Origin of the sequence: Micromonospora arida (assembly GCF_003857035.1) — a bacterium.
Lineage (GTDB): Bacteria > Actinomycetota > Actinomycetes > Mycobacteriales > Micromonosporaceae > Micromonospora > Micromonospora arida.
Map to the genome: position 1 here is coordinate 1 of NZ_QGSY01000319.1, position 12,464 is coordinate 12,464.

The 12,464-nt window shown below is 70.3% G+C and carries 10 protein-coding genes, 1 pseudogene and 1 riboswitch; of the genes and pseudogenes, 7 read left to right on the forward strand and 4 right to left on the reverse strand.

From position 1 onward, the window contains the following. Together DLJ58_RS31685 and DLJ58_RS31690 are read right to left on the reverse strand one after the other, a co-directional pair. Positions 1–389: pseudogene (locus tag DLJ58_RS31685) on the reverse strand (hypothetical protein); the annotation flags it as partial. Then, positions 386–1,186 (reverse strand): DUF881 domain-containing protein, encoded by an 801-nt coding sequence (locus DLJ58_RS31690; RefSeq protein ID WP_091396339.1) that lies wholly within the window; start codon positions 1,184–1,186, stop codon positions 386–388. The pseudogene DLJ58_RS31685 and the gene DLJ58_RS31690, both read right to left, overlap by 4 nt. A 221-nt stretch (positions 1,187–1,407) precedes the next feature. Here DLJ58_RS31690 and DLJ58_RS31695 point away from each other — a divergent pair, with 221 nt between their 5' ends. The 5 genes from DLJ58_RS31695 (at position 1,408) to DLJ58_RS31715 (ending at position 7,615) form a co-directional block, all read left to right on the forward strand. After that, entirely contained in the window at positions 1,408–1,671 is a 264-nt protein-coding gene (locus DLJ58_RS31695) for a cell division protein CrgA (RefSeq protein WP_112583988.1), read from the forward strand. 206 nt (positions 1,672–1,877) lie between these two features. Continuing rightward, positions 1,878–4,076 (forward strand): (Fe-S)-binding protein, encoded by a 2,199-nt coding sequence (locus DLJ58_RS31700; RefSeq protein ID WP_124862272.1) that lies wholly within the window; start codon positions 1,878–1,880, stop codon positions 4,074–4,076. Between the two features lie 41 nt (positions 4,077–4,117). After that, the gene (locus DLJ58_RS31705) at positions 4,118–5,440 is read left to right on the forward strand and encodes a hemolysin family protein (protein WP_208741440.1); all 1,323 of its coding nucleotides are present in this window, start codon (positions 4,118–4,120) and stop codon (positions 5,438–5,440) included. After that, positions 5,433–6,434 (forward strand): hemolysin family protein, encoded by a 1,002-nt coding sequence (locus tag DLJ58_RS31710; protein ID WP_124862257.1) that lies wholly within the window; start codon positions 5,433–5,435, stop codon positions 6,432–6,434. The genes DLJ58_RS31705 and DLJ58_RS31710 overlap by 8 nt, the downstream gene beginning before the upstream one ends. Positions 6,435–6,601: 167 nt before the next feature. Further along, the gene (locus DLJ58_RS31715; RefSeq protein ID WP_244219212.1) at positions 6,602–7,615 is read left to right on the forward strand and encodes a C40 family peptidase; all 1,014 of its coding nucleotides are present in this window, start codon (positions 6,602–6,604) and stop codon (positions 7,613–7,615) included. 55 nt (positions 7,616–7,670) lie between these two features. Here DLJ58_RS31715 and DLJ58_RS31720 read toward each other — a convergent pair whose 3' ends face one another. Continuing rightward, entirely contained in the window at positions 7,671–9,653 is a 1,983-nt protein-coding gene (locus tag DLJ58_RS31720; RefSeq protein ID WP_124862263.1) for an N-acetylmuramoyl-L-alanine amidase, read from the reverse strand. A gap of 235 nt (positions 9,654–9,888) precedes the next feature. Next, positions 9,889–10,024: riboswitch (cyclic di-AMP (ydaO/yuaA leader) on the forward strand. 13 nt (positions 10,025–10,037) lie between these two features. Between DLJ58_RS31720 and DLJ58_RS31725 the strand changes: the two genes are divergently transcribed. Then, positions 10,038–11,078 carry a C40 family peptidase gene (locus tag DLJ58_RS31725; RefSeq protein WP_124862266.1) on the forward strand — a complete coding sequence of 347 codons (1,041 nt, stop codon included), beginning with the start codon at positions 10,038–10,040 and terminating at the stop codon, positions 11,076–11,078. 74 nt (positions 11,079–11,152) lie between these two features. Here the strand turns inward: DLJ58_RS31725 and dcd are convergent, their stop codons facing one another. After that, complete coding sequence (dcd, locus tag DLJ58_RS31730; protein WP_030332009.1) at positions 11,153–11,731, reverse strand: dCTP deaminase; 579 nt, start codon at positions 11,729–11,731, stop codon at positions 11,153–11,155. Between the two features lie 99 nt (positions 11,732–11,830). Between dcd and DLJ58_RS31735 the strand changes: the two genes are divergently transcribed. Further along, positions 11,831–12,388 carry a pyridoxamine 5'-phosphate oxidase family protein gene (locus tag DLJ58_RS31735; RefSeq protein WP_124862269.1) on the forward strand — a complete coding sequence of 186 codons (558 nt, stop codon included), beginning with the start codon at positions 11,831–11,833 and terminating at the stop codon, positions 12,386–12,388. Positions 12,389–12,464: the final 76 nt, after the last annotated feature.

Below are 12,464 nucleotides of genomic sequence, written 5' to 3' on the forward strand. Positions count from 1 at the left end.
GGTCGGGTCGGGGCGTTGCCGGGGGCAGCGGGCCGAACCGGGCCCTGGTTGCTGGCGGTCGGCCGGCCGGAGGTGGTCGCGGGGGGAATTCCGGCGCCGCCGTGTGAGCCCGGCCCGGTAGCTGCGCTGCCGGGCCAGGGCGGCGGTGCTTCGGCACCTGGACGGCCCGAGGTCCCGGTCGGCTCGGGTCGAGTGGCGCTCGGCGGCGGCTGCTCGGCTCGCGGCGGCTGCTCGGCTCGTGGCGGGTGCAGCACCGGCTCGGGCCAGTTGCTGGCCGGGGTCGGTCGGCCCGGTGCCGACTCGGGCCGGTCGAACTTGGGCAGAAAGGCGGTCGGCTCGTCGGTCTGGTCCCGGTGTCGCCCGTCGCGTCGCTCGTCCGGCCCGCTCACTTGGGCACCGTAGCCGAGCGCAGGGCGGTGGAATCCTCGAATGCGGGAACTCGCACCGTGGAGGCCGTCTCCTTGTAACCAAGCTGGTAGTCGTCGACCGCGTCCTTGAACAACCGGACTCCCTGAGAGCTGGCGAGGGCCTGCTGGAGGGCAGCGGGATCGCCGATTGCCACGATCTTGAACGGTGGGGAGTACACCCGGCCGTGAAGCAGCAGGGTGTTACCGACGCAGCGTACCGCGCTGGTGGTGAGCACGCGGACATTCATGATTGACATGGCCTCGGCTCCGCCGGCCCAGAGCGCGTTGACCACCGCCTGTACGTCCCCCTGATGCACCACCAGGTCGTCGTTGCTGGCGTCCGACTGCGTCTGGTCGAGCTGGGGCGCGTCGTTCAGCTCGACGGTGACCCCGGGCCCGCTGAGGGCGGTGAATCCAGCGTCCTGGAGGCTGCCCTGGGCGCGATTCTGCTGAGCCTTGATCGGGGCGTCCGAGCCGGCCAGAGTGTTGGTCCGTTGCTCAACCTCGCCGCGCAGGGTGGCGGCGCGGCGCTCGCTGGCGGCGACCTGTTCGCGGCGGTCCTCGATGAGCTGGTTGAGCTGGGGGCGCCGGTCCTCCCGCAGAGCGGTGCCGCCCGCGGTGGTAGCGGTGGTGGTGAAGAGCAACCCGGCCGCCGCAGCGATCAGGGGCACCCCGATCGACCAGCCCGGACGGCGTTGGCGCGGTCGCCGGGGCAGCAGCCCGGCAGCGGCCCGTCGGAGGACCTTCTGCCAGGAGGTTGCGCCGGATGTGTACTCCACCGAGCGTTCCTTCCGCGTGTCGGGGATCGGTCCGTGCCGGCTGGGCCGGTGATGCGAACAGTCCCGCCTCTTTCGGTCACTCCGTGCACCGGCCTGACCCCATTCGTGGTCCAGGCGGCCAATCGGGACTACGCTAGCTCTCGAACATTATTGGCCATGGACCGTCGCCCCCGCGCCCGGTTGTCAGGCCGGACGAGGTCGTCACCCCTCTGGAGAGCGCCGTGCCCAAGTCTCAGGTCCGTAAGAAGAAGGTGTACACCCCGCCGACGGACGTGCGTCCGACGACGACGTCGTCGTCGCGCAAGCCTAGCCCGGTGTGGTTGCCGATCACCGCGGTCGCCTTGATCGTCGTCGGCATCGGCTGGCTGGTGCTCTACTACCTGTCCGAGCAGGAGTACCCGGTCATGGCGTGGGGTTACTGGAACCTCGCCGTCGGCTTCGGTGCGATGGTCGCCTCGCTGGCGTTGCTCTCTCGCTGGCGCTGATCCGAGCAGACCGTCGCGTCGGCGGTCCCACGTCACCTCGTCGAGCCCCTGCCCGGCAAGATCGGGTAGGGCCACCTATGGTGTGCGCAGGCAGCGCGGCCTACTGCGAGATGACTCACGTTACCGCTGGGTAACCTTCGCGTAGGCTGCACTGCATGACCGAGCAGAGCGAGGTCATCAGGCAGCAGACCGGGGAGGCCAACTCGATGGGCAGCGTCCAGATCGTCACCACGATCCTCGCGGCCGCCATCACCGCCGTGGCGGTGTGGCTTGCGGTGCGTGCGGTCCTGAAGATGGTGGCAGTCATCCGGCTCGGGCAACCCGCGCCGGAACGGTTCTCCGACAAGGTCGCCCGCGCCAGGACGATGCTGGTGGAGACGGCCGGCCACACCCGGATGCTCAAGTGGGGCGTGGTGGGCGCCGCGCACTGGTTCGTGATGGTCGGCTTCGTCGTGCTGTCGCTGCTGGTGCTCGAGGCGTACTTCGAGGTGGTCACCCCGACCGGCGGGCTGCCCATCATCGGGCACTGGACGATCTTCGGGTTGGCCACCGAGATCATCACCATGCTGGGCCTGGTCGGCATCCTGGTGCTGATGGCGATCCGGCTGCGCAACCGGCCGACCCGCCCGGGCGGGCGGTCCCGGTTCACCGGCTCGACCATGTGGCAGGGCTACTTCGTCGAGTGGATCGTGCTGCTGGTCCTGATCTTCGGCCTGCTGATCCGCGGCTTCAAGGTCGCCACTGACCACTTCGAGTACCCGCTCTGGGCCACCCCGGTCAGCCACGCGGTCGGCGCGGTGCTGCCCGACTGGTCGGACGGGGCGAGCGTCGCCGCGCTCATCAAGATCGCCATTTCGATGACGTGGCTGATCGTCATCTCCCTGAACGTCACGATGGGCGTCGCCTGGCACCGCTTCCTGGCGTTCCCCAACATCTTCTTCAAGCGGGAGCCGGCCAAGCCGGCCGGCTCCGGTCTCGGCGCGCTGCGCCCGATGACCAGCCAGGGCAAGCCGCTCGACTTCGAGGAGGCGGACCCGGAGAAGGACCAGTTCGGCGTCGCCCACGTCGAGCAGTTCAGCTGGAAGGGCCTCCTGGACTTCAGCACCTGCACCGAGTGCGGTCGCTGCCAGTCGCAGTGCCCCGCCTGGAACACCGGCAAGCCCCTGTCGCCGAAGCTGCTGGTGCTGAGCCTGCGCGACCACGCGTACGCGAAGGCGCCCTACCTGCTGGCCGGCGGCGGCAAGGACCTGACCGGCGAGGAGAAGGCCACCCAGGCGCAGCTCGCCCACCTGGACGTGCTGGCCCTCGCCGAGGCCGACAAGCCGCTGATCGGCACCGCCGAGGAGGGCGGTGTCATCGACCCGGACGTGCTCTGGTCCTGCACCACCTGCGGTGCGTGCGTCGAGCAGTGCCCGGTGGACATCGAGCACGTCGACCACATCGTCGACATGCGCCGCTACCAGGTACTGATCGAGTCGAGCTTCCCCTCCGAGGCCGGGGTGATGCTGCGCAACCTGGAGAACAAGGGCAACCCGTGGGGCGCCCCGCAGAACACCCGCGAGGACTGGACCAAGGGCCTGGACTTCGAGGTGCCCCGGGTCGGCGAGGTGGACGACTTCGAGTACCTGTTCTGGGTCGGCTGCGCCGGCGCGTTCGAGGACCGGGCCAAGAAGACCACCCGCGCGGTGGCCACGCTGCTCAACGAGGCGGGCGTGAAGTTCGCGATCCTGGGCGAGGGCGAGACCTGCTCCGGTGACCCTGCGCGACGGATCGGCAACGAGTTCGTCTTCCAGATGCTCGCCCAGCAGAACGTGGAGACGCTGAACGAGGCGTTCGACGGCCGGGAGAAGGCCAAGCGCAAGATCGTCGCGACCTGCCCGCACTGCTTCAACACCCTGGGCAACGAGTACGGGCAGCTCGGCGGCGAGTTCGAGGTGGTCCACCACACCCAGCTCCTCGCGCACCTGGTCGCCACCGGCAAGCTCACGCCGGTGCAGCCGGTCGACGGCGGCGTCACCTACCACGACCCCTGCTACCTGGGTCGGCACAACCGCGTCTTCGCGGCCCCCCGGGAGGTCCTCGGCGACGCCATCGCGGGCGACCTGACCGAGATGCCGCGTAACAGCGAGCGCTCCTTCTGCTGCGGTGCTGGCGGGGCCCGGATGTGGATGGAAGAGAAGATCGGCAAGCGGATCAACGTGGACCGGGTCGAGGAGGCCATGGCCACCGGGGCGAAGACGGTCGCGGTCGGCTGCCCGTTCTGCTCGACGATGCTCAGCGACGGGGTCAACGGCAAGGGCGCCGGCGAGCAGGTCGAGGTGATCGACGTGGCCAGCGTGCTGCTCCGCTCCGTCAAGCCCGAGCAGCCGCAGGGCGGCAAGGAGACCGCGCCGATCGGCGGCTGAGACGCGTACCCCTGGGATCTTTCATCGACGGCCTGCTCTTGATGACGCTGTTGCCCCTGGTCGGCTTCGTAGCCCTGACCGCGGGCAACGCGTTCTTCGTCGCGGCCGAGTTCGCGCTGGTCACGGTCGACCGGGCGGAGATCGACCGGCGGGCCGCCGCGGGCGACCAGGCCGCCCTGACTGTCCGCGCAGCGCTGCGCGAACTCTCCTTCCAGCTCTCCGGGGCACAGCTCGGCATCACCATCACCGCGCTGCTCACCGGCTACCTGGCCGAGCCGGCCCTGGCCCGGCTCTTCACCCCGCTGTTGCGCCCGCTGGCCGGAGACAGCACCGAGCGGCTCACTCCGTTCCTCGCGTTGGCCCTGGCCACGCTGATCTCCATGCTCTTCGGCGAGTTGGTGCCGAAGAACGCGGCGCTGGCCCGGCCCATGCCGGCGGCGCTGGCCACGGCCGGCCCGATGCACACCTTCTCCCGGACGTTCGGCTGGGTGATCCGGGGGTTGAACGGCTCGGCGAACCGACTGGTCCGGGCGCTCGGCGTGGAGCCACAGGAAGAGTTGGCAAGCGCCCGCTCGCCGGAGGAGTTGGGCCTGCTGGCGGGCATCTCGGCGCGGGCCGGCGCGCTGCCCACGGACACCGCGATGCTGCTGCGTCGCACGATCCGCTTCGGTGACAAGCGGGCCGCGGAGGCGATGACCCCCAGGGTGGACGTGGTCGCGCTGCGCGCCACCGCCACCGTGGCGGAGCTGCTGGAGGAGTCGCGGCGGACCGGGCGGACCCGGTTCCCCGTGTACGAGGAGACCCTGGATCTGGTGACCGGTGTGGCCGCTGTGCCCGACGCGCTGGGCGTGCCGCTGGCCGACCGTGTGTCGACCCGGGTCGGCTCGGTGGCCCGCGAGCCGGTGTACGTGCCGGAGAGCCTGAACCTGGACGGTGTCCTGGCCGCGCTGAAGGCGGCCGGGGCCGACCTGGCCATCGTGGTCGACGAGTACGGCGGCACGGACGGCGTGGTGACCGTCGAGGACCTCGTCGAGGAGTTGGTCGGGGAGATCGCCGACGAGTTCGACCCGGCGAGCGTGGACGACGACGGGTCGGCCGAGTTGACCGTGCCGGGCGGTGAGCGCACCGTGCTGGTCGACGGTGTGCTCCGCTCGGACGAGGTGGCCGAGCAGACCGGCTTCCGGCTGCCCGAGGGGCCGTACGAGACCCTGGCCGGGTTCCTGATGGCCCAGCTCGGCCACATCCCGCTGGCGGGCGAGACGGTCGAGACGGACGGCTGGGAGTTCACAGTGGTCGAGGTGGAGCGGCACCGGATCGAGCAGGTCCGGGTGCTGCGCCCGGCGGATCCGGACGACGATGACTGAGCTGCTGGTGACCGTGGTGCTGCTGCTCGGCAACGGGTTCTTCGTGGGCAGCGAGTTCGCGCTCATCGCGTCCCGCCGGACGGTGATCGAGCCCCTGGCGGCCGGGTCGAAACGCGCCCGCTGGGCGTTGTCGGCGATGAACCAGATCCCGCTGATGATCGCTGGCGCGCAGCTCGGCATCACGGTCTGCTCGTTGGGTCTGGGCGCGATCGCCGAACCGGCGCTGGCCCACCTGCTGGAGCCGCCGTTCCACGCGGCCGGCCTGCCGGAGCGGGCGGTGCACCCGGTGGCGTTCGTGCTGGCACTGGGCGTGGTGGTCTTTCTGCACACGGTCGTCGGTGAAATGGTGCCGAAGAACATCACGCTTGCCGGTCCGGAGGTCTCCGCGCTCTGGCTCGGCCCGGCGATGCTGGCATTCTGTGTGGCCACCAAACCGTTGTTGCTCGCGATGAAATGGGCGGCCCGGTGGGTGCTCGCGTTCTGGCGGATCGAGGCGTCCGAGGCGGTGAAGACGGTGTTCACCGCCGAGGAGTTGGCCGGGTTGGTCTCCCAGGCGCGGACCGAAGGGCTACTCGACGCGGAGCAGCACGCGCGGATCACCGGCGCGCTGGCCCTGCACGCCCGGACGGCGGCGGACGCGCTGCAACCGTGGTCGACGGTGGTGACGGTGGCCGAGGACGTCTCGCCGGCGTCACTGGAGGTGCTGGCGACCCGGACCGGGCGGTCCCGGTTCCCGGTGGTGCAGCGGTCGACCCGTCGGGTGCTCGGCTTTGTGCACGTCAAGGACGTGCTCGGGTACGCAGGGCAGGGCCGCCGGTCCCCGGTGCCGGCCGACGTCTACCGGCCGCTGGCGGTGGTGCCACCGGACCGTACGCTGGCCGACCTGCTGCTGGCGATGCGTCGCGAACGGCGGCACATGGTGCTGGTCAGCGACGGGCGACGCCCACTCGGTGTGGTCACTCTTGACGACGTATTGACCGCAATCGTTGGGTGATAGACCAATACCCTTGGTGTGCAAGCGGTTGCACGACAGTGATGGTTACCGCGCTCGCCTTGATTACCGCCCGCAGCTTCCCTAATGTGGGGCACCGACCGCTGTGGGTCGTCTGCCTCGGCCCTTCCCTCACGCGAGGCGCCCGGCGGTCGGTTGCAAAGGAGTCGGTGCCGGTGGCAACCATGCCCCCTCATCGTCACGACCTGAACGCGTCTGCTCGCTCTGGTGGCCTGCGTCGCGTCGCGTACCGGGTGCTGACCCTGGTCGCCGCCGCGGCCGTCGGTGCCGGTCTGCTGACCGCGCCGGCACATGCCGCGCCCACGGTCGACGAGATCGAGGCGCAGATCGACAAGAAGTGGGAGCAGTTGGAGCCCACCATCGAGCAGTACAACAAGGTCCGGGCGCAGCTGAAGGTCAACCGGCAGAAGTCGGCGAACCTCCAGAAGAAGATCGAGCCGCTGGCGCTGCAGAGCGAGCTGGCGCTCAACCGGGTCGGCGACCTCGCCTCCCGCTACTACATCTCCGGCCCGTCACACGACATCGGTGCGCTGCTGGTCAGCGCCAAGCCGGACACGCTCACCGAGCAGCTCACCATCCTCGACCGGCTCGCTTCGCAGGAGCGCAAGGAGGTCGAGGGCGTGCTGGCCGTGCGGGCCAAGTACGACGGCGAGAAGCAGAAGCTGGACGCGCTGATCGTCACCCAGACCAAGCAGCAGAATGATCTGGCGGCCAAGAAGAAGCAGATCGACGCCGAGATCAAGCAACTCGAGGCGTCGATGCCCAAGACCACTGTCAAGACGGCGGCCTGCCCGACCATCAACGGAGTGTTCAGTGCGGCGGCCCGCACCGCGATCAAGACCGCCTGCGGCAAGGTCGGCAAGCCGTACGTCTGGGGCGCCACCGGGCCGAACTCGTTCGACTGCTCGGGGCTGACCCAGTACGCCTACAAGGCGGCCGGGATCTACCTCACGCACCACACCGGTGACCAGTGGAACGAGGGCAAGGCCATCTCGCGAGGCGACGCCCGCCCCGGTGACCTGGTCTTCTTCTTCTCCGGCCTGAGTCATGTCGGCCTCTATCTGGGTAACAACCAGATGGTGCACGCGCCACGCGCCGGCAAACCGGTGCAGGTCTCCAGCATCACCACAATGCCCATCGCCGGGTTCCGCAGACCCGGCTGATCCACCTCGCGCGACACGACGGCCCCCGGTCACCGACCGGGGGCCGTCGTGGTTCTCAGCGGGGTGCCCCCACCGGGGAGGGCAACAGCTGCACGTCGGCGAGGTCGACGTACATGATCCGGTGGCCGAACTGGATCTGCGCGTACCGGTTCTTGCCGCGAATCACCGTCCAGTCGCCGGGCGAGGAACCGTCGAACGTGCTGGCCCGGTAGTACTCGCCGGCCAGCACGGCGCCGACGGAGTACCGCTGCCCGGCGGCCAGCGTGTACTGGAGCGGCGAGATCGCCTGGTAGGGCACCCCGTCCGGGTACGCGGACTGCTCCGGGTACGCCCGTCCGTAGACCGGAATGGTGGCCTTTCCGGGCTTCGGCGTCGCCACGACGCCGACGGTCCAACTGGCGGTCGGCGCGGACGCCGGGTTGTGGAACCAGGCCCGCTGCCCGAGATACCAGATCGCCGTCCAGTCGCCCTGCCGTCCGGCCAGCGCGTACGTCTGCCCGGCGGACGCCCGGGCCCCGTGGTCCGACACCGCCATCGTGTTCGGGCTGCCGTCCGGGCGGAGCGCGATGTCGTTGACCAGCGGCGCGTCCGCGGCCGGTGCGCTGCGCAGCACCACCGCCGAGGAGCCGCGCGGCGCGCAGGGCACGCCCACTGTGACGCAGCCGGTGAACGCCGGCTGGTTGGTGGTGTAGTCGGGGTCGATCCGGACCAGCCCGGTGGCCGGGGTGCCGGTGTCCAGTCGAGGTGCGTGCAGCAGGTCGAAGTAGTGCGTCCAGTCCCAGTACGGGCCCGGATCCCAGTGCATTCCCCGCACGGTCGAGGCGATGGTGCCGGGCACGTTGTCGTGGCCGATGATGTGCTGGCGGTCCAGCGGGATGCCCAGCCGCAGCGCCAGGTGCCGGACCAGCTTCGCCGAGGTCCGGTACATCGCCTCGGTGTACCAGGTGCCCTGCGCCGCGAAGCCCTCGTGTTCCAACCCGATCGACTTCGCGTTGACGTACCAGTTGCCGGCGTGCCAGCCGACGTCCTTGGTCTTCACGTGCTGGGCGATGTGCCCGTCGACCGAGCGCAGCGAGTAGTGCCAGCTCACGTAGGTCGGATCCTGGACGAGTTGCAGGGTCGTGGCCCAACTCGCCTCGGTGTCGTGGATGACGATGTACTCGATCTTCTGCCGCGCGGGCCGGTCGGAGAGGTCGTGGTTGCCGTAGTCCCCGTCGCCGAACGCCTCGTAGGGCGCCGGGATCCACTCGCAGGAGATGGTGCGTGGGCACTCCACCCCGTCCGGGCGGGCCAGGCGGCGCAGGCCCAACCGGTCCAACCAGGAACGCTCGGGCCGCACCACGCGGGCCGGCAGGGTGACACGCTGGCCGTCGTCGGTCACCCGGGCTTCGCCCGCGCCGATGGTGGTGAAGACCTCGTCGGCGAAGGCCGCCGCGGCGTCGGCGCTGTCCGCGCCCGAGTAGCGGGCCACCGCGCCGTACCAGGCCGCAGGGTCGGTGTCCGCGCCGACCGGCGCGCCCAGATCTCTCTGGTACGCGCTCAGCAGCGCGGCCCCACCCCGGATGTTGAGGCCCGCGTCGGTGCGCAGTGCCTCGGGGGTGGCGCCGGTCAGCGCGGCGGCGGAGTCCACGGTCTGCAATGCGGCGGTGGACGGCGCGGGTGCCTCGACCGGCCGGGGGGCGGGCACCCGGGCGGAACGGGAGTCGTCGCCGCGTGGGTCCTCGGCGCCGGCGTCGTGGTGGCCGCGCCCGGGTAGGGCGGCCACGTGCCGCGCGTCGGTCAGGTGCATCGGGCCGTAGCCGCCACTGGTGCTCGGTGTGCCGGCGTTGGTGTCCCAACGGGACTCCAGGAAGGAGACGCCGAGCAGCACGACGGCCGGCACGCCGTACTCGGTGGCCGCTGCGGCGTACTGCTGCTGACGGTCGGTGGCGGGCGCGGCGGCGGCCGGGCCGCTGGAGAGCGGCACCGTGGTCGCGGCGGCGACCACGGTGGCGGCGAGCAGCGCGCGCCAGCCGGTCGACAGGGTTGGATGGTGCATCGAACCCCCTAGATTCTCGCGGAGTGAGGTCAGGTCACCATCGCGCCGTCCGGGAGGTTGCGTCAATACCTTTCCATCTATCGAAGCGTGCGGAAAGAATTCTTCACACACGGTCGGTGACCTCGCCCAATCCGTACGGAGTGTCACGGCCGCACGGGTTGCGGATCGGTAACAAGCGTCTCTACTCTGGTCATTCGTCGGCCCGACAGCAGCTCCGCCCAGCCCGGGCGGTAACGGACCGACACCGCCGAGTCGTTTCCGAGCGAACCGGGGACCCAGGTCCCTCGGGGTGAATCCGCAGCCACTGCGGTAGGGCGCCGACTTCCCGCCCGAACCCGTCAGCTAACCCGGTAGGCGGTCAGGAAGAAGGAGTACGGAACCCCGGTGGCACTCCATGCCCCGCGGCCGTCGTCCGAGCGGTCGGCATCAGCCGGCCCGGCGTCGATCGTGCCGCGCCCACGCTGGTCCCGCTTCACCACCGCACTCGCCGCGCTGGCCGGCATCGCCGTCGTCCTGACCGGCAGTGCCACGGCGGCGCACGCCGACCCGTCCGTCGCCGAGATCGAGCGCCAGATCGACGCCGACTGGAACAAGCTCGAACCGATCATCGAACGGCACAACGCCACCCGCACCGACCTCGCCGCGAAGCGGAAGCAGGCCGACGCGCTGGCCGCCCGGATCACTCCGCTGGAGCGCCAGGTCGACGCCGCGATGGACAAGGTCAGCGCCCTGGCCGTACGCGCCTACAAGGGTGAGAACGTCTCGACAGTCAACGCCGTGCTGGGCAGCCGGTCGCCCAGCGAGGTGGTCGGCCAGCTCGAAATGCTCGACCGCTTCGCGCACAACCAGCAGAAGGACGTACGCCAGGTGGCCGACCTGCGCGACCAGCTGGCCGCGCAGAAGGCGCCGCTGGACGAGATGGTGGCCCAGCTGACCCGCACCGAAGCTCAGCTGGCGGCGAAGAAGAAGCAGATCAACGAAGAGATCGACCGCCTGCAGAAGCTGCGCCTCAAGGTGTACGGCAGCGGCGGCGGCGGTCCGCTGCGCCCGGCACCCTGCCCGGGTAGCTACCCCGGCGGCGCCGCGGGCACCGCGGTCAAGTTCGCCTGCGCGCAGATCGGCAAGCCCTACGTCTGGGGTGCCGAGGGCCCGAACTCGTACGACTGCTCCGGTCTGATGCTGGCGGCCTGGGCGAAGGCCGGCGTGTCGCTGCCGCACAACGCCGCCGCGCAGAGCCGGGTCACCAAGAACGTCAGCAAGGGTGACCTGCGCCCCGGCGACCTGGTCTTCTACTACAGCGACATCCACCACGTCGGCATGTACGTCGGCGGCGGCTGGGTGGTGCACGCCTCGCAGGCCGGTCAACCGGTCAAGATGAAGAAGGTCGACGACGGCCCGATCCACAGCTACGGCCGTCCAGGCTGACCTTTCGATGACCGAAGGGCCCGTCGCGATCCGTCGCGGCGGGCCCTCGTCGTCTCGGTCCTGGCGGCCGAACCTCAGCGGGTGGGCCAGGTGCGCCAGTGCTGCCAGGCGCGGCTGGGTGTCGGCCCCCGCTGGCCCTGGTAGCGCGAGCCGTAGACCACCGAGCCGTACGGGTGCTCGGCCGGCGAGGAGAGCCGGAAGATGCAGAGCTGCCCGATCTTCATGCCCGGCCACAGGGTGATCGGCAGGTTCGCCACGTTCGAGAGTTCCAGTGTCACGTGACCGGAGAAGCCCGGGTCGATGAAGCCGGCGGTGGAGTGCGTGAGCAGCCCGAGCCGGCCCAGGGAGCTCTTGCCCTCCAGTCGGCCGGCGAGCTGGTCACCCAGCGAGATGACCTCCAGTGTCGAGGCGAGGACGAACTCCCCTGGGTGCAGCACGAACGGCTCGCCGTCGGGGACCTCGACCGCCGAGGTCAGGTCGTCCTGCTGCATGGCGGGATCGATGTGGGTGTAGAGGTGGTTGTTGAAGACCCGGAACAGCCGGTCGAGTCGGACGTCGATGCTGGACGGTTGGACCAGAGTGGGCTCGAACGGCTCCAGGCCCAGCGTGCCGGCCTTGATCTCGGAGACCAGGTCGCGGTCGGAGAGCAGCATCGGACCACCATAGCCGCGTTCCCGAAAGTGGCCGGATTCGGTGCCGGTGACCAGCGCGTCGAGGTCGCTGCTCGTACATTTGTTCGATAGAATGCCCGCATGGCTTCCTGGTCCGAATTCGCCGCCGACGAGCCCCGACTCGCCGACGGGATCCGCGTTCTCCTCCAGCAATACGGGCCGGGCTTCGGCTATCTGGCCACGGTCCGTGCCGACGGCGGGCCCCGCGTCCATCCGGTCTCTCCGGTCATCACCGCCGAGGGGCTGTTCTGCTTCATCATCGACTCGCCCAAGCGGCGCGACCTCGAACGTGACGGCCGTTACGCGCTGCACTCCTTCCCCGCGGAGGAGAGCGACGACGAGGCGTACGTGGCGGGGCACGCCCGTCCGGTGACCGATCCGGTCCTCGTGGCCCAGTTGGCGCACAGCGCCCGGGCCGAGCCGCAGGTCGACTGGCGGCTCTTCGAGTTCACCGTCGACGTGGCCATGCTCACCCGCCGCGAGCAGCACATCGCGGGCATTCCGGGCCTCGCGCCGGGTCGGCCAGCCGTACGGGTCTGGCTCGACCCAAACGCCCAGGCGGCGGTGGCCGCCCCACTGACCGTCCCGCAGACCCGCCCGACCCGCCTCAGCCGTGACGTCCAGTGCACGGCCGCCTGACCACAACCGGAAGATCATCGGCGCGCCGGCTCCGTCGTAACGGAGCCGGCGCCAGCTGTGCGCCCCGCGGCGCGCC

Excerpts from the sequence above, each read along its gene's own strand:
- DLJ58_RS31700 (WP_124862272.1), top strand. The coding sequence starts at position 1,878 with ATGGGCAGCGTCCAGATCGTCACCACGATCCTCGCGGCCGCCATCACC.
- DLJ58_RS31720 (WP_124862263.1), bottom strand. The coding sequence starts at position 9,653 with ATGCACCATCCAACCCTGTCGACCGGCTGGCGCGCGCTGCTCGCCGCC.
- DLJ58_RS31705 (WP_208741440.1), top strand. The coding sequence starts at position 4,118 with ATGACGCTGTTGCCCCTGGTCGGCTTCGTAGCCCTGACCGCGGGCAAC.
- DLJ58_RS31710 (WP_124862257.1), top strand. The coding sequence starts at position 5,433 with ATGACTGAGCTGCTGGTGACCGTGGTGCTGCTGCTCGGCAACGGGTTC.
- DLJ58_RS31735 (WP_124862269.1), top strand. The coding sequence starts at position 11,831 with ATGGCTTCCTGGTCCGAATTCGCCGCCGACGAGCCCCGACTCGCCGAC.
- dcd (WP_030332009.1), bottom strand. The coding sequence starts at position 11,731 with ATGCTGCTCTCCGACCGCGACCTGGTCTCCGAGATCAAGGCCGGCACG.